Raw genomic sequence first — 18,738 nt, 5'->3', positions numbered from 1 at the left:
AAATCATGAGTGCGTTTAAATACCTAGAATCGGAAAAACCAGTCAATCTAGCAAGATGGCATGAGTTAGAGAGGATCATGTCCGATTCAATGCAAAATAATTATTTTAAAATGGTTTATCAACCGCTTGTATCATTGGGATCTGGAAAGCTGGTCGGCTTTGAGTCGCTAGTAAGGTGCCAATCACCGCGCTTTGGCATTGTTGGCCCTGATGAGTTTATCCCTCATGTAGAGCAATCGGGAATGATTTTAGAATTAGGTGACTGGATTTTTGAGCAATGTTTGTCTGATTTAAAACATATGCGGCAGTTTGGTATGACAGATATAGCTGTTTCGTTAAATATTTCACCGGTACAAATCTTAGATGGTGATGTGTTTTCAAAAGTAATGTCTTTGCTAGAAAAGCACCAAATACCACCACAGGCTATTAAAGTCGAATTAACGGAAACAGCGCTCATTCATAGTCCTGATAAAATAGCTAAGGCGTTTGAAAACTTCCATAAAGAAGGCGTAAAGGTGTGGATTGATGATTTTGGTACTGGGTATGCCTCTTTAGGTTTACTTCGTCAATTTGATATTGATGGTTTAAAAATTGATCGCAGTTTTGTAAGTGGTATTGCAACTAATAATGAAGACTTTACGTTATGTAGCGCAATTATTGCGATGGCTCAACGATTGGGTTTACAAACGGTAGCAGAGGGTATTGAAGAGAATGAGCAATTACAAATATTAGAACAACTTGGTTGCGATATAGCTCAGGGATACCTGCTAGATAAGCCGCAAACGTTAACTAAAAGTATTGATACTTGGGCTTTGTAAATGTTTATATTCATTTTGATTTGCAAAATGCAAAAAACAAATTACTCTTAAATTACAACTCTTACATTTTATTAGTGTACGAAGTTTTAACTTACACAAAGGTTATCTATGCCCATATCAGAGCAGTTTGTCGATAAAAGTATTACCGAGCTAAATGTATTAACTCAACTCGAAAAGGATGTTGGGACAACCGTGTTAGCTCGTTTAATTAAATTATTTATTGATGAATTAGTTACTATGGCTAACCAATTAGATACGGCAATTAGTAGTGAAGATACTATAAAAATTAAAGAAGTAATGCATGTCTTAAAAAATTCAGCAGCTTTATATGGTGCATCTGCTTTAGCCGCGTTAGCAACACAATTACACGATTCGCCACCGTCAACTACACAAGAAAACTTGCACGCAGCGCTTGTTATTAAACACAACTTGGATAAAACCCGAGATGCGTATCAAATAATGAGTAATAGTATAGCTATCTAGGAGAAAGCCGTGTCAGATATAATTGATAAAGGTCTTGTTTATATTGTTGAAGATAGCATTGCTAGTGGTGCTTTATATGCAAGTCAGCTTGAGCAGGCTGGTTTCCAATGCAAACACTTTACAGATGGGTACTCTGCTTTAGTAGGTATTAAAGAAAAAATGCCAGCCGTCATAGTACAAGACGTATGCTTGCCAGATATAAGTGGGCTTGAGGTATTACAATTTGTAAATAAGCAGAAAAATCCTGCTAATGTAGTCATGATCACCTCAAACAGCTCTATTGATATTGCAGTGGAAGCAATGCGTTTAGGCGGTTTTGATTTTTTAGAAAAACCTTTTACAAGTCAACGACTCATTAGTTCAGTAGAAAGTGCCTTGACGCCAAAAGAGCAAGTTAAAGTTCAACCATTGGTTAAAAACAGGGATAAAAATCAAGATTTTGTTGGTGAATCTCTGGCAATGAAAACCGTTTTTAGATTACTTGATAGTGCAGCTAGAAGCAAAGCGTGTGTATTTATTACAGGTGAAAGTGGAACCGGTAAAGAAGTTTGCGCACAAACCCTTCATGATACAAGCCCGAGAAATACAGGACCATTTATTGCCATAAACTGTGCAGCTATTCCTGCTGAGCTATTTGAATCAGAATTTTTTGGTCATGTTAAAGGTGCGTTTAGTGGGGCATTAAGCGATCGAAAAGGGGCTGTTGAAGTGGCCAACGGCGGTACCTTATTTTTAGATGAATTATGTGAAATGGAACTTAACTTACAAGCAAAGTTATTACGCTTTTTACAAACAGGCATTTTTAGTAAGGTGGGTAGTAGTGAAGTATTACACAGCGATGTTCGTTTAGTCTGTGCAACAAACAGAAACCCAATCATAGAGGTTGCAGAAGGGCGTTTTAGAGAAGATTTATATTACCGTTTAAATGTTATCCCCGTAAAGCTCCCCCCTTTAAGAGAACGCGCAGGCGATATATTACTGCTTGCTGAGTATATTTTGAAACAAAAAAGCGATAGTAATGCAAAGCATTTCACTGGTTTTTCTGATGAAGTTAAGGCGCTTTTTTGTAATTACGATTGGCCAGGAAATATTCGCGAACTACAAAATGTAATTGAAAACACCGTTGTTATTAATCATGGCGATGTAATTGAAAAAGACATGCTACCAAGCTCATTTGGATTAGGCGCTGTGAAGCACTCGATATCCGCTAAGTCAGTTCACAATACAAATGAGCAGAGTGTTCAACTATCGCCTATGTCTGTTCATGATATAGAACCTTTGTGGCAAGTTGAAAAAAGGGCGATTGAAAATGCAATTAAAAGCTGTGAAGACAATATTCCTCTTGCTGCTGCTTATTTAGGGGTTAGTGCATCTACCATTTATAGAAAAATAAAAGGATGGTCTTAAAGTTATAATCGATTTTTAATTACACTTTTCAGGTTGAATTAATAAAAGTTACCCTAAGCTTTATGGGTAAGAGCAAATTAATTTTTAATCTGACACAGTAAAAGGAGATCGCAATGACTAAAACTAGTTTAAAACCTGCGGATATTATGCCATCACTAGTCGTGAGTGATGTTGATGAGAACAAGGTAGATTTAGTTGATAGAGTAAGTGACTCTCCCTGGAAAATGATTGTTGTTTATCGAGGCCAGCACTGCCCTAAATGTACTGCGCAACTTAACGAGCTTGCTAAAGTTCATAAAGACTTTAAAGATGCTGGTGTTGAAGTGGTTGCGGTAAGTGGTGATAGCCATGAGCAGCTTGATAAACATCTTGAAAAAATAGATGTTAACTTCCCAATTTACTATGGTTTAACAATCGAACAAATGACCGATTTAGGGCTACATATCAGCGAGCCTCGCAGTGATGCAGAAACTGATCATCCATTTGCTGAGCCAGGCATTTTTGTACTTAATGAAAAAAATCAGCTTCAAATGGTCGATATATCAAATAGCCCATTTGTTCGTCCTGATTTAGAGCAACTGCTAGGTGGAATTAAGTTTTCTAGAGAAAACGACTATCCAATCCGAGGCACATTTATTAAATAACATTCATTTTCATGGTTTCAAAAGGCACTTTTTAGTGCCTTTTTTTATTTATTTTTAATTTTTTTAAAATTAATCTCTTGAAAACAATTTTACCGTCCATATATAGTTAAGTAGGACGCCTGATGGGTCCTAAATTAAACTTAAATAATTGAAATTTATATTATTAATTAAACTTTGCTTGAGCTTGTTCAATAGAAAAGCACATGCAAAATATCGCTTAAATATGAGGATATTATTATGCGTACAGTAGACTTATCACCACTTTATCGTTCATTTATCGGCTTCGAACATTTAGCATCACTTATGGATGCGGCAGCTAATACAGATAAGCAGCCAAGTTTTCCTCCTTACAACATAGAAGCACTCGATAAAGACAAATACAGAATCACTATGGCCGTTGCCGGTTTTAGCGATAACGAATTAACCATTGAGTCAGAAAATAACACATTAAAAGTTACAGGTACTAAAGCAAATAAAGATGAAAACGCAGAGCGTAAATTTATTCATCAAGGTATTGCTGAGCGTAACTTTGAACGTAAATTCCAGTTAGGAGATCATGTAAAAGTACTTGGCGCAGATTTAGCCAATGGCTTACTAAGTATTGACTTAGAACGTGAAATCCCTGAAGCGCTAAAACCACGTAAAATTGAAATTGGTAATAGCAATCTAATAGAAGGTAAATAATCTTCTAAAGTACATATTCCCCTGATTACTTAGCCGCCTCATTCGAGGCGGCTTTTTTGTTTACAGCGCTTCTAAATTATTAAGGTAGTAGGTTGCTTGTTGCAGCGTTTGTTCTTGGAGTGTTTTTTCTTGTTTATCCCAGTTTTTATATACCATACCAATACGAGGGCTCTTCTCTAGCCTGTCTCTGTGTTTATTCATGAAATGCCAGTACAGGCTATTTAGCGGGCAAGCTTTATCACCTACTTTTTGTTTAACATCGTACTGACAGCTTTTGCAATAATCGCTCATCTTATTAATGTAGTTACCGCTTGCAGCATAAGGTTTAGTCGCAATTATTCCATCATCGGCAAACTGGCTCATTCCTCGGGTGTTGGGCATCTCTACCCACTCTATGGCATCGATATAAACACCTAGGTACCAGTTATCTACGTCATCAGGGTTTATTCCTGTAAGCATGCAAAAGTTTCCAATAACCATTAGGCGTTGAATATGGTGGGCATAAGCGGTTTCAAGGCTTTGTTTTAATGAGTGGCTTAGGCAATTCATTTTTGTAGAGCTGTTCCAAAAATAAGATGGTAGTGTGTTTTTGGCTTGTAGTTGATTTTTAACAGCGTAGTCGGGCATGTTAATCCAATAAATGGCACGTACATATTCCCTCCAACCTAATATTTGCCTAGTAAAGCCCTCTACTTGCGAGAGGGATATTTCACTGGGTCTTTGTTCGTATTCTCTTATTACACGTTTGATTACATATAACGGGTGGAGTATTTTTGCGTTCAGGGCAAACGATAATCGGCTATGGTACAAGCTGGTATTATTTTTACTTTGATCTGTCATCGCATCTTGAAAGTGACCAAAGCAACTAAGTAAATGCTCGCAAAAGTATTCTAGAGATTCAATAGCTTGTTTACGCGTTGTTGGCCACTCTAGTCTCTGATCGGCTATTTCGCCAAAGTAAACGATCTTGTGCTTATTTAAGCGAGAAATGATGTTTTTAACATCATTATTGAATAGCTTAGGTTTTGGTATACACGCTAAGTCAGCTTTGGAAAATTTATTACGATTATTACTGTCAAAATTCCATTTGCCACCGGTTGGCTTAGTATCATCAACTAATATATTAAACTGCTTACGCATAGCACGATAGAAGTGCTCCATTGTTACATGCTTGTTTTTTGTAAAGCGTGTTTTTATATCGGTGAACGGTAATAAAAAATGTTCAGTATCTGTGGCAATTACATCAAATGAGCCATCACTTTTAAACTTAGCTAATTGAGACTTAAGCCTAAACTCATCAGGGTATTGATATTCAATAGTTTCGCATTGGTATTTATCGGCAATTCGCTTGAGTAATTCAATTAAATCTTTGTCGTCAGCGGTATCGTCAAGAGTTAAATGCAAAACATTAAAACCTGCCGTTTTTAATGCAGTCGCAAAGTTTTCCATAGCATTAAAAAAAGCACATAGTTTTTGAATGTGATGCTTAACGTAGTCGGTTTCTTGTTTTAATTCTGCGATGAGATAAAGCGTGTCGTCGTCTTTTTGTTTATACCATGAATGAGATGGGTTTAGCTGATCGCCTAGTATTAATCTAAGTGTTTTATGATGGGTCATAGTAAAGCCAAATTTTTTTATACGGGCATAGCTAATTAAACGATCGTTTTAATATTTTACAACAAGCAAATAGGAGTAAATAAGTGCGTAACGACAATAGTTTGCTGTTTTTAATGCTGGGGATTATTTGTTTCTTGAGTGTAATAATAGATTAGTAAAACGAATATAGGCGGTAAATAACACAATACAGTGTGCTGTTAGCAATAGGGCAAAAAAGTTTAACCGCATATCAAGGCGTTTTTGACCATGGTGTTAAAATGAGTCTAATTAAGGGGAGATTAAGTAAATTAAGTCTCCCCCTAAAAATTGAATATCTAAATTTTATTACTTTGCTTTTGCTGCATTCTTTGTTGTAACGAAACCACATTGGTAACGTTGAATAGAACATTGCTTGCAAAGCTTTCAAAGTATCTAAGCGCTTTTTTCCAAGCGAGCTGACTCTCAGTAGTAAAATGCTTACCAAGGTGCTCTTCAAGGGTTTCGTAAAAAGCGTTAGATAAAAGGGCAATGTCACTGTGTGAAGCGCCGCTTTTTTTTAGATACATTAAATGGTGAGCTAAAAAAGGAGCTACCGATGCTGGTTTATCTAAATGCTTAACAATTCGTTCTAATACGCAAAAGAGGGTAAAGCTCTTTTCGTTAAACTGTAAGGCCGTCGGGTAATTCATCTCAATACTAGATTGGGCTAATTTACTATGAAATTTAGCCGTAAACGCATGAAAGTTAGGCTTAATAATTGTTAAGTTATTTAATAATGCTGATTGTTGTTGATTCATTTTTATCTCGTTGCAGTGAGTAATAACTATTATTATCAAGTAGGAATAATGTTGATTATAGCGGGCAGTTCAAATTCTGCACGTTTTTTTAGTGTGAAAGTATGGCTTTTTGTTATATCTATTTACTTTCTGGTAATTAGTGAGCCTTTAAAACGTATTTTAAGAGTTATTAAACTTCAGTTTATCTGATTTTTATCCTGAAATAATAAGCTACTACATTTTATGACTCAAGTATGGGAATTTTATAAAGTTGGCTGATTACTTATGTTACTTACATATACATTAAATTAGCATCTTGACGAATTGCAAATTTTATAAACTAATTGCGTATTATAGTTGCTAATTATCCTGTACATCCTTATAATAGCGGCCATTGTTTAGCGTGTTGTATAACAGCTAACAGCGATATTAAATTTAAGGTTTGATATCTATTGGCGCGGGATGGAGCAGTCTGGTAGCTCGTCGGGCTCATAACCCGAAGGTCGTCGGTTCAAATCCGGCTCCCGCAACCAATTCTACTAGTAGGTATTACCTTACTAATTTATATCGCGCATTCTAAGTAATGCGCGTTTTGCGTTTTAGGCTATGTAGTTTAATTAGGTCAGTTTACTGACTCGCAACCAAGCTTGGCCCTCGGCCACACAGTTTTATGCTTTATTGGTGTGACGCCCCGCTTGGTTCGGGGCGTTGTTGTATCTGCACCTTACGATTTGTGGCAATTGCTATCAAATTAAAATTTAAACTCAGTATTTTAGGGCTATAAGCCCTTTTTTTGTTTGTATGGAGGATTTTCGTGACAAAACTTGAACAAGATTTAGTAACCATGTTAACGCCTGCGGTAGAAATGTTAGGCTTTGAGTTGCATGGTCTTGAATTTGTACAAGCGGGTCGCCATTCTACCTTAAGAGTATATATTGCTCATGAGGATGGGATCTCAGTTGATAACTGTGCGGATGCCAGTCGCCAAATTAGTGCGATTTTAGACGTCGAAGACCCAATTACAAATGAATATGATTTGGAAGTATCGTCTCCTGGTGTTGATCGTCTATTATTCAAACAAGATCACTACGAGCAGGCGCAAGGAGAGGAAGTACGCGTGCGTACTAAACTTCCACAGGATGGTCGTCGTAATTTTAAAGGCGACTTAGTAGCAGTTAGCAGCGATATGATCACACTATCTAGCGATGGTGCAGAGCATCTGATCATGCTTAGTAACATCGAACGTGCGAATTTAATCGCGAAGTTTTAAATTCGAGTGCGAAGGAATAGGGCAAGCGAGGCATTACCCATGGCAAAAGAGATATTATTGGTTGCTGAAGCCGTTTCCAATGAGAAAGCGGTTCCAAAAGAAAAGATTTTTGAAGCTCTAGAGTTCGCTCTAGCGACAGCGACAAAGAAAAAACACGATGGCGAAATTGAAGTACGTGTAGCAATTGACCGTAAAACCGGTGATTACGATACGTTCCGTCGCTGGCAAATTGCCGCTGTATTAGAAGATGGTTCATTAGAGAACCCATACAGCGAAATCACTCTAGAAGCAGCACAGGTTGAAGAACCTGATTTGCAAATGGGTGATTATGTTGAAGAGCAAATTGACTCAATCAAATTTGACCGTATTACAACACAAATGGCTAAGCAAGTTATCGTACAAAAAGTACGTGAAGCTGAGCGCGCTTTAGTTGTTGAAGCATACAAAGATCAAGAAGGCGAGCTGGTAACGGGTGTTGTTAAAAAAGCAACTCGCGATGCAATCGTACTTGATTTAGGTAACAACGCAGAAGCGGTAATTTACCGTGATGACATGTTGCCACGTGAAAACTTCCGCCCGGGTGATCGAATCCGTGGTCTTTTATATGAAGTTAAACCTGAAGCACGCGGTGCACAATTATTTGTAACGCGCTCTAAACCTGAAATGCTAATGGAATTATTCCGCATTGAGGTGCCAGAAATTGGCGAAGAGATGATTGAGTTACGTGCAGCTGCACGTGATCCAGGTTCACGCGCTAAAATTGCTGTTAAATCTAACGACAAACGCATTGATCCAATCGGTGCATGTGTTGGTATGCGTGGCGCACGAGTTCAAGCTGTATCGTCTGAGCTTGGTGGCGAACGTGTTGATATCGTACTTTACGATGACAACCCAGCACAATTTGTTATCAATGCAATGGCGCCAGCAGAAGTTGCTTCAATCGTAATGGATGAAGACACTCACTCAATGGATATCGCTGTAGAAGCCGATAACCTAGCACAAGCAATTGGTCGTAATGGTCAGAATGTTCGTTTAGCAAGCCAATTAACTGGCTGGGAACTAAACGTAATGACTGTTGAAGACATGCGTACTAAAAATGAAGCTGAATCTGATAAGTTACTTAACTTATTCACTGAAAATTTAGATATAGATGATGAGTTTGCATCATTACTTATTAACGAAGGTTTCTCGACACTTGAAGAAGTGGCGTATGTACCTGCGTCTGAATTTTTAGAAATTGATGGTCTTGATGAAGAGACTGTAGATTTATTGCGTTCACGCGCAAAAGATGCATTGACAACTAAAGCACTTAAAACGGAAGAAAGCTTAGATGGCGCAGAGCCAGCTGAAGACTTACTTGCGCTTGAAGGCTTAGAGCGTCACTTAGCATTTGTTATGGCAAGTAAAGGTGTTGTTACACTTGAAGACTTGGCAGAGCAAGGTATTGACGAATTAGTTGATATCACAGAACTTTCATCTGAAAAAGCGGGTGAACTGATTATGGCTGCACGAAACATTTGTTGGTTTGCAGACGAGTAATTTATTAACGGAGGTATTACACACTATGGCAGAAGTAAATGTTGAAAAACTAGCCGGCGATATAGGTACAACTGTTGATAAATTGCTACAGCAGTTTTCACAAGCAGGTATCACTAAGCAAGCAACTGATAACGTAACAGAAGCTGAAAAAGCAACGTTACTTGATCATTTAAGCAAGCATCATGGTGGTACAGGTTCAGATGGCCCAGCGCGTATGACTTTACAACGTAAGAGCAAAAGCACATTAAGTGTGACTGGTTCTACGGGTAAAGCTAAAGATGTTCAAGTTGAAGTTCGCAAAACACGTACCTACGTGAAGAAAAGCGCAATGGAACAAGAACAAGAGCAAGCACGCTTAGCCGCTGAAGAAAAAGCCCGTCTTGAACAGCAACAAAAAGCTGAACAAGAAGCCGCAGAATTAAAAGCGAAACAAGAGGCAGAACGTAAAGCGAAAGAAGAAGCTGACCGTAAAGCCAAAGAAGAAGCTAAACGCAAAGCTGATGCAGAGCGTAAAGCGAAACAAAAGCAGATGACCCCAGAGCAAAGTGCTAAGTCTGAGAAAGATCGCATAGAAGCTGAGCGTCTGCAAAAAGAAGCAGAAGAGGCCGCATTGAAGAAAGCTGAAGAAGAAGCGAAACGTCAAGCAGAAGAGGCAAGAAAGCTAGCTGAAGAGAATTCAGCACGCTGGAAGAAAGAAGAAGAAGAACGTAAGAAACGCGAAGAAACAGCGGATCACCATCTTACGACTTCGACTTATGCACGTGAAGCAGAAGATGTTGCCGATGCTCGTGATGAGCAAGGCACTCGCCGTGCTAAGAAAAAGAAAAAAGCGCCAGCAAAAGATAAATTTGCAGCGTCAAGAGGCCGTAACAAGTCTAAATTAAAAGCACCAGCATCGCTGCAGCATGGTTTCCAAAAACCAACTGTTGATGTTAAAAATGAAGTGCGTATTAGCGAAACAATTACAGTAGCTGAGCTTGCATCACGCATGGCTGTTAAAGGCGCTGAAGTTGTTAAAACAATGATGAAAATGGGTGACATGGTTACTATTAACCAAGTGATCGACCAAGAAGCTGCACAACTAGTTGCAGAAGAAATGGGTCACAAGGTTATCATTGTTAAAGAAAATGAATTAGAGCAAACAGTACTTAACGACCGCCATGAAGATGGTAAGTCAGAGCCTCGTGCTCCAGTAGTAACTGTAATGGGTCACGTTGACCATGGTAAAACATCGACTCTAGATTACATTCGTTCTGCGAAGGTTGCTTCTGGCGAAGCCGGTGGTATTACACAGCATATTGGTGCATACCATGTTGATGTAAACGGCAATATGATTACCTTCTTAGATACTCCAGGACATGCTGCATTTACATCAATGCGTGCTCGTGGTGCTAAAGCGACAGATATCGTAATCTTAGTGGTTGCAGCAGATGATGGTGTTATGCCACAAACTAAAGAAGCGGTACAGCACGCACGTGCAGCTGGCGTTCCTTTAATCATTGCTGTAAACAAAATGGATAAAGAAGGCGCAGATCCAGATCGCGTTAAAAACGAACTAGCTCAGCTAGACGTTATCCCTGAAGAATGGGGCGGCGATACGCAGTACGTTCATATCTCAGCTAAAACTGGTCTAGGTATTGATGACCTTCTTGAAGCCGTACTTATGCAATCTGAGCTTTTAGAGCTTTCAGCACCTACCGAAGGTATGGCTGCAGGTGTTGTTATTGAATCTCGTCTTGATAAAGGCCGTGGTCCAGTTGCATCAGTACTTGTTCAATCTGGTACGCTTAACCAAGGTGACATTGTATTATGTGGTCTTGAGTATGGCCGTGTTCGTGCAATGCGCGATGAAAACGGTAAAGACATCAAGTCGGCAGGTCCATCGATTCCAGTGGAAATTTTAGGTCTTTCTGGTATTCCAGCTGCGGGCGACGAAGCAACTGTAGTTAAAGATGAGCGTAAAGCGCGTGAAGTTGCTTTATACCGTCAAGGTAAGTTCCGCGATGTTAAACTAGCACGTCAACAAAAAGCTAAGCTTGAAAACATGTTTACTAACATGACTGAAGGTGATGTTTCTGAAGTTAACGTGGTACTTAAAGCAGACGTTCAAGGTTCTATCGAAGCAATCTCTGATTCACTAACTAAACTTTCTACTGATGAAGTAAAAGTGAAGATTGTAGGCTCTGGTGTTGGTGGTATTACTGAGACTGATGCGACACTAGCTGCAGCGTCTAACGCAATTGTAGTTGGCTTTAACGTTCGTGCTGATGCTTCTGCTCGTAAAGTGATTGATACTGAAAACTTAGACCTTCGTTATTACAGCGTAATTTATGCCTTAATCGAAGAAGTTAAGCAAGCAATGTCAGGCATGCTAGCACCTGAGTTTAAACAAGAAATCATTGGTCTTGCGCAAGTTCGTGACGTATTCAAGTCTCCAAAAATTGGCGCAATTGCTGGTTGTATGGTTACTGAAGGTGTTATTAAACGTAGCGCTCCAATCCGTGTACTACGTGAAAACGTGGTTATCTATGAAGGTGAACTTGAGTCACTTCGTCGCTTCAAAGACGATGTTGCTGATGTTCGTAACGGCATGGAATGTGGTATCGGCGTTAAGAACTACAATGACGTACGTGTTGGTGACCAAATCGAAGTATTTGAAACAGTTGAAGTACAACGTACTCTTTAATTGTTAGCTCGCTAAACTAATAAATGGGGGCTTAGCCCCCATTTGTGTATCCATTATTTAATTAGCTTATTATTAAATTTCAATAAGTTATGATTTTAGGACAAATGCAATGAGAGAATTTTCTCGCACTGATCGTGTTGCACAGCAAATCCAAAAAGAAATTGCTGTAATTTTACAACGCGAAATTAAAGATCCACGCTTAGGTATGGTGACAGTGTCAGCGGTAGAAGTATCGCGTGATTTATCTTATGCCAAAATTTTCATCACTGTGTTTAACACACAAGATGAAGATGCAGCTAAGCAAAGCGCTAAAGTACTTAATGAAGCAACGGGTTATATTCGCTCGTTACTTGGTAAGCGTATTCGTGCTCGTATAATGCCTGAGTTAAAGTTTGTAGTTGATAATTCACTGATGGAAGGTATGCGTATTTCTAATTTAGTGGATTCTATTATCCGCGAAGATAACGCAAAGCATGTCGATGAAGATGTAGAAAGTGTTGATGCTGATATTTCAGATAGTGAACAAAGTACTAAGCACGTAGAAGATACAGATAGCGAAGAAGGCACTGATACAGATGGCAAAGCGCAGTAAAGGCCGTGCAGTTGACGGTATTTTGTTGTTAAACAAACCGCAAGGCATTTCATCAAATAAAGCTCTGCAGCAAGCGAAAGGTGTTTATTTTGCACAAAAAGCTGGCCATACTGGGGCTTTAGACCCGCTTGCTACAGGTATGCTGCCAATTTGTTTTGGTGAGGCGACTAAGTTTACGCAGTTTTTACTCGATACAGATAAAACCTATATTGTTCGTGCAAAACTGGGTGAGCGTACAACGACATCAGATTCTGATGGCGAAATCGTAAGCACGAAAGATGTGAATGTGACGCGTGAGCAGTTAACAAAAGAAATTGCTGCTTTTGTTGGTGAGTCAGATCAATATCCATCAATGTACTCAGCACTTAAGTATCAAGGTAGACCATTATATAAGTACGCACGAGAGGGTATTGAAGTCCCTCGTAAATGCAGAAAAATAAATGTGTTTAGCTTATCGTTTGACGAATTTGATGAACAAAACAACGTATTACAAATGACGGCTCATGTATCAAAAGGGACGTATATTCGTACAATCGTTGATGATTTGGGCGAAAACCTAGGGTGTGGCGCACACGTTATAATGCTTCACAGAACTGCTGTTGGTCAGTATCCGGCAGATAAAATGGTTTCGCTTGATGAAATTGAAGCGTTGCTTGCTAAAGCGAAAGCAGAAGAGCTTGCGCCTTCTACTTATTTAGACTCGTTGTTATTACCTATAGACACTGCTTTAACTGATTTACCTGTTATTGAAATTTCGAAAGAGCAGGGCAAAGTATTTAGTCATGGGCAAGCAGTCGAGTTACCTGAAGCTTTACCTGAGGGGGCAATTAAAGTTGTTGCGGATGGTGTGTTTATTGGTACTGGCGAGCGCAACTCAAGTGGCCATTTAAAGGTTAAACGTGGTCTTGCTAGCCAGCAAGATGATTACGTAAAGCCTGAATAAGCAATTAGTGTGCCCAGCAGTGGCTTATTAGTTGTAGATGGGAATAATTAACTTGTAGTTATTCCCACAGTTGGTAGAATACGCCGGCTTAATCGTTTTGGCTGAATTAGTGATCGGCTAAGACACCTTTTAAATTTAATTTTTGGAGTTACTATGTCACTAAGCAATCAAGAAAAAATCGATATCATTGCTAAATTTGCACGTGCAGAAGGCGATACAGGTTCATCAGAAGTACAAGTAGCATTACTTACTTATGATATCAACAAGCTTCAAGGTCACTTTGCTGATCACAAGCATGACTTCCACTCACGCCGTGGTCTGCTTCGTAAAGTAAGCACTCGCCGTAAACTACTTGATTACCTTAAAGGTAAAGATATCACTAGTTATACTGCACTAATCAAAGAACTTGGCCTACGTCGTTAAGAACTAGATTATAGAAATGGGAGCTTTTTAGCTCCTTTTTTTGTGCCTAAAATTTGTGTTTGAAAATAAAACAAATTTATAAACTTATTGAATTATATTGTAAAACTCCTATTTCATAGCTTATCAAGCATCGTTGTATTTACCCGCTCATTAGCCCAGCTTAAATCTAGTAGCTAGTGTGTGTTGACCTTTCGTGATTAATTTTGCAGCTGTATGTTTGGTCTTTAGGCAAGGCAGCGCCTATGTAGTGTGGTTATTCCCCATAAATAGGCGATAACGCAGCATAAATGCCAAACATGCGCTGCCCTAGGATGAACAAATTTCAATCCACAAAGATCAACACACCCTAGACTCGCATTTTGAAGTAGCTTTGGTATATACTATGCGCGTAGGTAAAAAGGTTTATCTGCAATTATTCACATCATTGCCAATTGTAGTACTTAATTGATTTCCAACTGAATACAATTATGTACTGTAATTGGTACTTTGATGACAACTTATTAGAATACATTTAAGGAATATTTTAAGTGCAAGCAATTATTAAAGAATTCAAACTAGGTCAACATACAGTGACTCTAGAAACTGGTGCAATCGCTCGTCAAGCAGACGGCGCTGTACTTGCAAGCATTGGCGACACTTCAGTTTTAGTAACTGTTGTTGGTAAGCGTGAAGCACAACCTGGTCAAGACTTTTTCCCACTAACAGTTAACTACCAAGAGCGTATGTACGCTGCTGGTCGTATCCCTGGTGGTTTCTTAAAGCGTGAAGGTCGTCCTAACGATGGCGAAACTCTTATTGCACGTCTTATTGACCGTCCAATTCGTCCACTTTTCCCAAGCGGCTTTGTAAACGAAGTACAAGTTATTGCTACTGTTGTTTCTGTTAACCCTGAAATCCAACCTGATATGGTTGCGATGATTGGTACTTCAGCAGCACTTGCTATTTCTGGTATCCCGTTCAGTGGTCCAATTGGTGCATCTCGTGTTGGTTACATCAACGGCGAATACGTACTTAACCCTACATTAAAAGAGCTTGAAGAAAGCCAACTTGATTTAGTGGTAGCCGGTACTGATAAAGCGGTACTTATGGTTGAATCAGAAGCTAACGTACTTGCAGAAGACGTAATGCTTGGCGCTGTTGTATATGGTCATGAGCAATCTCAAGCGATCATTACTGCAATCGAAGAATTTAAAGCGCAAGCAGGCAAGCCTACTTGGGATTGGACTGCACCTGAGAAAAATGTTGCACTAGAAGATAAAGTAGCAACTATTGCTGCTGAAAAAGTAGGCGCAGCTTACTTAATCACTGATAAAGTAGCGCGTAAAGAAGCTCTTGGTGAAGCTAAAGATGAAGTTGTTGCAGTATTAACAGCTGAACTTGCTGAAGGCGAGTCTTTAGACAAGCAAGAAATTGGCAAAATCTTCGGTTCACTTGAGAAGAAAATCGTTCGTGGCCGTATCGCTGCTGGCGAAAAACGTATCGATGGTCGTGAACCAGATATGATTCGTGCACTAGACGTAATGACTGGCGTATTACCGCGTACTCACGGTTCTGCTATCTTTACACGTGGTGAAACTCAAGCGTTAGTAACAGCGACACTTGGTACAGAACGTGATTCACAGTTAATCGACGATTTAACTGGTACTCATAAAAACCACTTTATGCTTAACTACAACTTCCCTCCATTCTGTGTAGGTGAAACTGGTTTTGTTGGTTCTCCTAAGCGTCGTGAAATCGGCCATGGTAACCTTGCTAAGCGTGGTATTTCAGCTGTAATGCCTACACTTACTGAGTTCCCTTACTCAATCCGTGTAGTATCTGAAATTACTGAATCAAACGGTTCTTCTTCAATGGCGTCTGTTTGTGGTACTTCTCTAGCACTTATGAACGCGGGTGTACCAATTAAAGCATCTGTTGCTGGTATTGCGATGGGTCTAGTTAAAGAAGACGATAAATTCGTTGTTCTTTCTGACATTTTAGGTGATGAAGATCACTTAGGTGACATGGACTTTAAAGTTGCCGGTACTGCTGCGGGTATTACTGCACTTCAAATGGATATCAAAATCGAAGGTATCACTCAAGAAATCATGCAAATTGCGCTTAAACAAGCAAAAGCTGCACGTTTACATATCTTAGAAGTGATGGATGAAGCGATTTCTGCCCCTTCTGAAGAGCTATCGATGTTTGCTCCTCGCATATACACAATGAAAATCCCACAGAAGAAAATCGCTGAAGTTATTGGTAAAGGTGGCGCAACTATTCGTCAGCTAACTGAAGAAACTGGTACAACTATTGAAATCGGTGACGACGGTACAATTAAAATTGCCGCTACAGATGGCGAAAGTGCAGCTAATGCAATTAGCCGTATTGAGCAATTAACAGCTGAACTTGAAGTAGGTACTATCTACGAAGGTAAAGTTGTACGTATCGTAGACTTCGGTGCGTTTGTAAACATTCTTCCTGGTAAAGATGGTCTAGTACATATTTCTCAAATTAGTACTGAGCGCGTTAATAACGTGGCTGATCACCTTTCTGAAGGTCAAGAAGTTAAAGTTAAAGTACTAGAAGTAGATCGCCAAGGCCGTGTACGTCTAAGTATTAAAGAAGCAATGGAATCAGCAGCACCTGCAGCTGACGCGCCAACTGACGCGTAATTGCTAACTTATTAATCTAGTTATATTAGCTAGATAGTAAAAAAGGGGCTGTTTAGCCCCTTTTTTTATGCTTTAATGAAACCTTATTGGACAAGGTCTGTCTTATATTAATCGCGTTATATCTTGGTATTAAGGATTTTAATGATACTCAAACATTTAGCTTTGGCATCTTTTGCTATTTTGTCTTTAAGCGCTTGCCAAACTACAACAGAATCAGAACCAACCCCGATTGTTAATGTGCCATTTACTGCACCTTTAGCTTCTGACTTTAGAAGTGAAATTGCTATTGCACGCTACTCAGAGCTATTAAATAGAGCCGACTTAAGCGAAGAACAACAAGCTAAGCTTTATTACGACCGTGGTGTACTTTTTGATAGTCTAGGTATGACAACTCTTTCGCGTATTGATTTTAATCGCGCAGTAAAGCTTAAGCCTGATTTAGCTGAAGTGTATAATTTTTTAGGTATTCAACATACGCTTATGCAGCAGTATGAAAAAGCCTATGAGTTTTTCGATTCTGCCCTAGAACTTGATGAAGAGCATGAATACGCCTATTTAAATCGTGGTATCGCACTGTATTACGGCGACAGAGCAGGCCTTGCTAAAAATGATTTTAATGAATTTTTAGCTCGCTCTCCAAAAGATCCGTACCGAGTTTTATGGGTTTATTTAGCACAAGCACAAGAGGATAAAGCCGTTGCGCTTGATGCACTTAAACAAAATGCCACTGCGCTTGATGAGTCACAATGGGCGTACCAGTTAATTTCTCTTTATACGGGGGATATGAGTGAACATGCATTTTTATCTGGCATTAGTGATGGTGTTAGAACTGAGCAAGAATATGCGCAGCGTTTATGCGAAGCTTATTTTTATTTAGCTAAAATGCATCAAGCAGCAGGTGAGCTGTATTTAGCATCAGACTACTTTAGGCTTGCGCTAGCAACTAATGTACACGAGTTTATTGAGTACAAATATGCGCGTTTAGAGCTTGAGTTGATGCAAGGTGTTGACGCAAGTTAAGCGTTTTAAATTAATAGGTGTATTACTATGTTGTTTGTTAATTACAGGCTCGAGTAATCACCTTGGCGCTATTGGCTTTTGGCATGTTTTAAATACAAAAGCCAATGTTCTACAAAGTTATTGGAAATCACCTGGTTATTTTTCTGATCATTTAGAGCAGTTACCAAATACCTCTTTAGCTATACTCGCCCGCAGTAAAATTTCTTCAGCCCAATATATGTATTCTCTTAAGCTTATTAAAAACAGTCAGAGCGATACTGCAAAACAATTTTGGCTCTCCGCTATAAATGACTTAACAATCCCAGAGCGTAAAATATTAGCAACAAAGTTACTTGAGCACTCACGTTGGAGCGATTTAAAGTTACTCGCTAGTAAAAACAAATTACCAGCAGGGGATGTGCTAAATCATCTAAAGCTTCAGTTAAAAACACCACAGAGTAAAGTATCTAGTGAGTTTATCCACGCTCTTGGTTTTTCATCTTTAAAAAATATAAGCAAACCTAATAAGCAATGTATGTTTAACGTGCTGACTATGAGCGATCATCGCAGTGGCTTATATAAACTCACCGAGTTTATTAATGCTTATAATAAACAGCCAGAGCCCCGTGAAAATATTTTTTGCTTTTCAAAACCAGTTTACGTTGCAGGTATGCTTGAGTGTAAAAGTAGCATTAATCAAATAGCAAAGTGTGACTGGCAATTAGCTAAACTCAATAACCAGCTTCCTAACAATTTTGATTTTATAGTAATGATGCCCAAAGATGGAACTGCTAATGTAACTAAAGGAACAATGCTAATAAACTCAAAAGCAAAATACAGTGTGTTTTTGCATGAGTTGATGCATTTTAACGGTTTTGAAGATGAATATGCTTTGCCTAAAACTAAACAAGCATGGTTGTGTGCAAAAATAGGTTTTGTGGCACCTAATTTATTTATTTCTCATGATGAGTCGCCCCCAATAGGCTGGCATAAAGCAAAGAGTTGCCAGATAGGTGGTGTTGCATATAAACCTAGTGAAAATTGGTCTATTATGCAATATCAGCAGTTAGGGCTCTCGGCGCAGTATAGAGAGATTTGGTTGAAGCATTTAGATATGACCAATGGTAATTCTTATCGCCACTCCAGCGCGCTTACATTTGCAAATAAGGCCATATTAAATTAACAATTATCAGTATTAATTAATTGTTTTTGTAGGCTTAATAA

The 18,738-nt window shown here is 39.0% G+C and carries 16 protein-coding genes and 1 tRNA gene; 15 read left to right on the top strand and 2 right to left on the bottom strand.

The genetic code is table 11. From position 1 onward, the window contains the following. Positions 1 to 77 precede the first annotated feature (77 nt). The 5 genes from H5115_RS12510 (at position 78) to H5115_RS12490 (ending at position 4,036) form a co-directional block, all read left to right on the top strand. The gene (locus H5115_RS12510) at positions 78 to 818 is read left to right on the top strand and encodes a bifunctional diguanylate cyclase/phosphodiesterase (RefSeq protein WP_039489281.1); all 741 of its coding nucleotides are present in this window, start codon (positions 78 to 80) and stop codon (positions 816 to 818) included. A gap of 108 nt (positions 819 to 926) precedes the next feature. After that, the gene (locus tag H5115_RS12505; protein WP_039489282.1) at positions 927 to 1,301 is read left to right on the top strand and encodes an Hpt domain-containing protein; all 375 of its coding nucleotides are present in this window, start codon (positions 927 to 929) and stop codon (positions 1,299 to 1,301) included. A gap of 9 nt (positions 1,302 to 1,310) precedes the next feature. Further along, entirely contained in the window at positions 1,311 to 2,708 is a 1,398-nt protein-coding gene (locus H5115_RS12500) for a sigma-54 dependent transcriptional regulator (RefSeq protein ID WP_182755553.1), read from the top strand. A gap of 113 nt (positions 2,709 to 2,821) precedes the next feature. Then, the gene (locus H5115_RS12495; RefSeq protein WP_182755552.1) at positions 2,822 to 3,352 is read left to right on the top strand and encodes a peroxiredoxin-like family protein; all 531 of its coding nucleotides are present in this window, start codon (positions 2,822 to 2,824) and stop codon (positions 3,350 to 3,352) included. A gap of 237 nt (positions 3,353 to 3,589) precedes the next feature. Beyond that, positions 3,590 to 4,036, top strand: a complete 447-nt coding sequence (locus tag H5115_RS12490) for an Hsp20 family protein (RefSeq protein ID WP_024595972.1) — start codon at positions 3,590 to 3,592, stop codon at positions 4,034 to 4,036. A 60-nt stretch (positions 4,037 to 4,096) separates the two neighbouring features. Here H5115_RS12490 and H5115_RS12485 read toward each other — a convergent pair whose 3' ends face one another. Together H5115_RS12485 and H5115_RS12480 are read right to left on the bottom strand one after the other, a co-directional pair. After that, complete coding sequence (locus H5115_RS12485) at positions 4,097 to 5,653, bottom strand: cryptochrome/photolyase family protein (RefSeq protein WP_182755550.1); 1,557 nt, start codon at positions 5,651 to 5,653, stop codon at positions 4,097 to 4,099. 314 nt (positions 5,654 to 5,967) lie between these two features. Then, positions 5,968 to 6,429, bottom strand: coding sequence for a globin domain-containing protein (locus H5115_RS12480; protein ID WP_002958480.1), 462 nt, complete (start codon positions 6,427 to 6,429; stop codon positions 5,968 to 5,970). Positions 6,430 to 6,864: 435 nt separating this feature from the next. On the opposite strand from H5115_RS12480, the gene H5115_RS12475 reads away from it, so the two are divergent. The 10 genes from H5115_RS12475 (at position 6,865) to H5115_RS12430 (ending at position 18,697) form a co-directional block, all read left to right on the top strand. Beyond that, positions 6,865 to 6,941, top strand: a tRNA-Met gene (locus tag H5115_RS12475). A gap of 281 nt (positions 6,942 to 7,222) precedes the next feature. After that, positions 7,223 to 7,678, top strand: coding sequence for a ribosome maturation factor RimP (gene rimP / locus H5115_RS12470; protein ID WP_002958482.1), 456 nt, complete (start codon positions 7,223 to 7,225; stop codon positions 7,676 to 7,678). 39 nt (positions 7,679 to 7,717) lie between these two features. Continuing rightward, positions 7,718 to 9,217, top strand: a complete 1,500-nt coding sequence (gene nusA / locus H5115_RS12465; RefSeq protein WP_002958483.1) for a transcription termination factor NusA — start codon at positions 7,718 to 7,720, stop codon at positions 9,215 to 9,217. Between the two features lie 25 nt (positions 9,218 to 9,242). Beyond that, positions 9,243 to 11,903: a translation initiation factor IF-2 gene (gene infB, locus H5115_RS12460; protein WP_002958484.1), complete on the top strand. Its 2,661-nt coding sequence runs from the start codon at positions 9,243 to 9,245 to the stop codon at positions 11,901 to 11,903. Positions 11,904 to 12,012: 109 nt separating this feature from the next. Beyond that, entirely contained in the window at positions 12,013 to 12,495 is a 483-nt protein-coding gene (rbfA, locus tag H5115_RS12455; protein ID WP_002958487.1) for a 30S ribosome-binding factor RbfA, read from the top strand. After that, a complete protein-coding gene (truB, locus tag H5115_RS12450) occupies positions 12,479 to 13,438 on the top strand; it encodes a tRNA pseudouridine(55) synthase TruB (protein WP_002958489.1) in 960 nt (319 codons plus the stop codon). The genes rbfA and truB overlap by 17 nt, the downstream gene beginning before the upstream one ends. Before the next feature lie 153 nt (positions 13,439 to 13,591). Further along, the gene (rpsO, locus tag H5115_RS12445) at positions 13,592 to 13,861 is read left to right on the top strand and encodes a 30S ribosomal protein S15 (RefSeq protein WP_002958490.1); all 270 of its coding nucleotides are present in this window, start codon (positions 13,592 to 13,594) and stop codon (positions 13,859 to 13,861) included. A gap of 527 nt (positions 13,862 to 14,388) precedes the next feature. Continuing rightward, the gene (gene pnp, locus H5115_RS12440) at positions 14,389 to 16,515 is read left to right on the top strand and encodes a polyribonucleotide nucleotidyltransferase (RefSeq protein ID WP_002958491.1); all 2,127 of its coding nucleotides are present in this window, start codon (positions 14,389 to 14,391) and stop codon (positions 16,513 to 16,515) included. A 141-nt stretch (positions 16,516 to 16,656) separates the two neighbouring features. Then, positions 16,657 to 17,535: a lipoprotein NlpI gene (gene nlpI / locus H5115_RS12435; RefSeq protein ID WP_002958493.1), complete on the top strand. Its 879-nt coding sequence runs from the start codon at positions 16,657 to 16,659 to the stop codon at positions 17,533 to 17,535. Next, entirely contained in the window at positions 17,522 to 18,697 is a 1,176-nt protein-coding gene (locus H5115_RS12430; RefSeq protein ID WP_182755559.1) for a hypothetical protein, read from the top strand. The genes nlpI and H5115_RS12430 overlap by 14 nt, the downstream gene beginning before the upstream one ends. Positions 18,698 to 18,738: the final 41 nt, after the last annotated feature.

Source organism: Pseudoalteromonas sp. SR44-2 (assembly GCF_014163745.1).
GTDB lineage: Bacteria > Pseudomonadota > Gammaproteobacteria > Enterobacterales > Alteromonadaceae > Pseudoalteromonas > Pseudoalteromonas distincta.
The sequence above is the reverse complement of the archived record's forward strand: the minus strand, read 5'-3'. Positions and strand labels throughout refer to the sequence as shown.

Bases quoted from the DNA above. Each gene is read 5' to 3' on its own strand.
- H5115_RS12510 (WP_039489281.1), top strand. From the start codon at position 78: ATGTCCGATTCAATGCAAAATAATTATTTTAAAATGGTTTATCAACCG.
- H5115_RS12505 (WP_039489282.1), top strand. From the start codon at position 927: ATGCCCATATCAGAGCAGTTTGTCGATAAAAGTATTACCGAGCTAAAT.
- H5115_RS12495 (WP_182755552.1), top strand. From the start codon at position 2,822: ATGACTAAAACTAGTTTAAAACCTGCGGATATTATGCCATCACTAGTC.
- H5115_RS12490 (WP_024595972.1), top strand. From the start codon at position 3,590: ATGCGTACAGTAGACTTATCACCACTTTATCGTTCATTTATCGGCTTC.
- H5115_RS12485 (WP_182755550.1), bottom strand. From the start codon at position 5,653: ATGACCCATCATAAAACACTTAGATTAATACTAGGCGATCAGCTAAAC.
- H5115_RS12480 (WP_002958480.1), bottom strand. From the start codon at position 6,429: ATGAATCAACAACAATCAGCATTATTAAATAACTTAACAATTATTAAG.
- nusA (WP_002958483.1), top strand. From the start codon at position 7,718: ATGGCAAAAGAGATATTATTGGTTGCTGAAGCCGTTTCCAATGAGAAA.
- infB (WP_002958484.1), top strand. From the start codon at position 9,243: ATGGCAGAAGTAAATGTTGAAAAACTAGCCGGCGATATAGGTACAACT.
- rbfA (WP_002958487.1), top strand. From the start codon at position 12,013: ATGAGAGAATTTTCTCGCACTGATCGTGTTGCACAGCAAATCCAAAAA.
- truB (WP_002958489.1), top strand. From the start codon at position 12,479: ATGGCAAAGCGCAGTAAAGGCCGTGCAGTTGACGGTATTTTGTTGTTA.
- rpsO (WP_002958490.1), top strand. From the start codon at position 13,592: ATGTCACTAAGCAATCAAGAAAAAATCGATATCATTGCTAAATTTGCA.
- nlpI (WP_002958493.1), top strand. From the start codon at position 16,657: ATGATACTCAAACATTTAGCTTTGGCATCTTTTGCTATTTTGTCTTTA.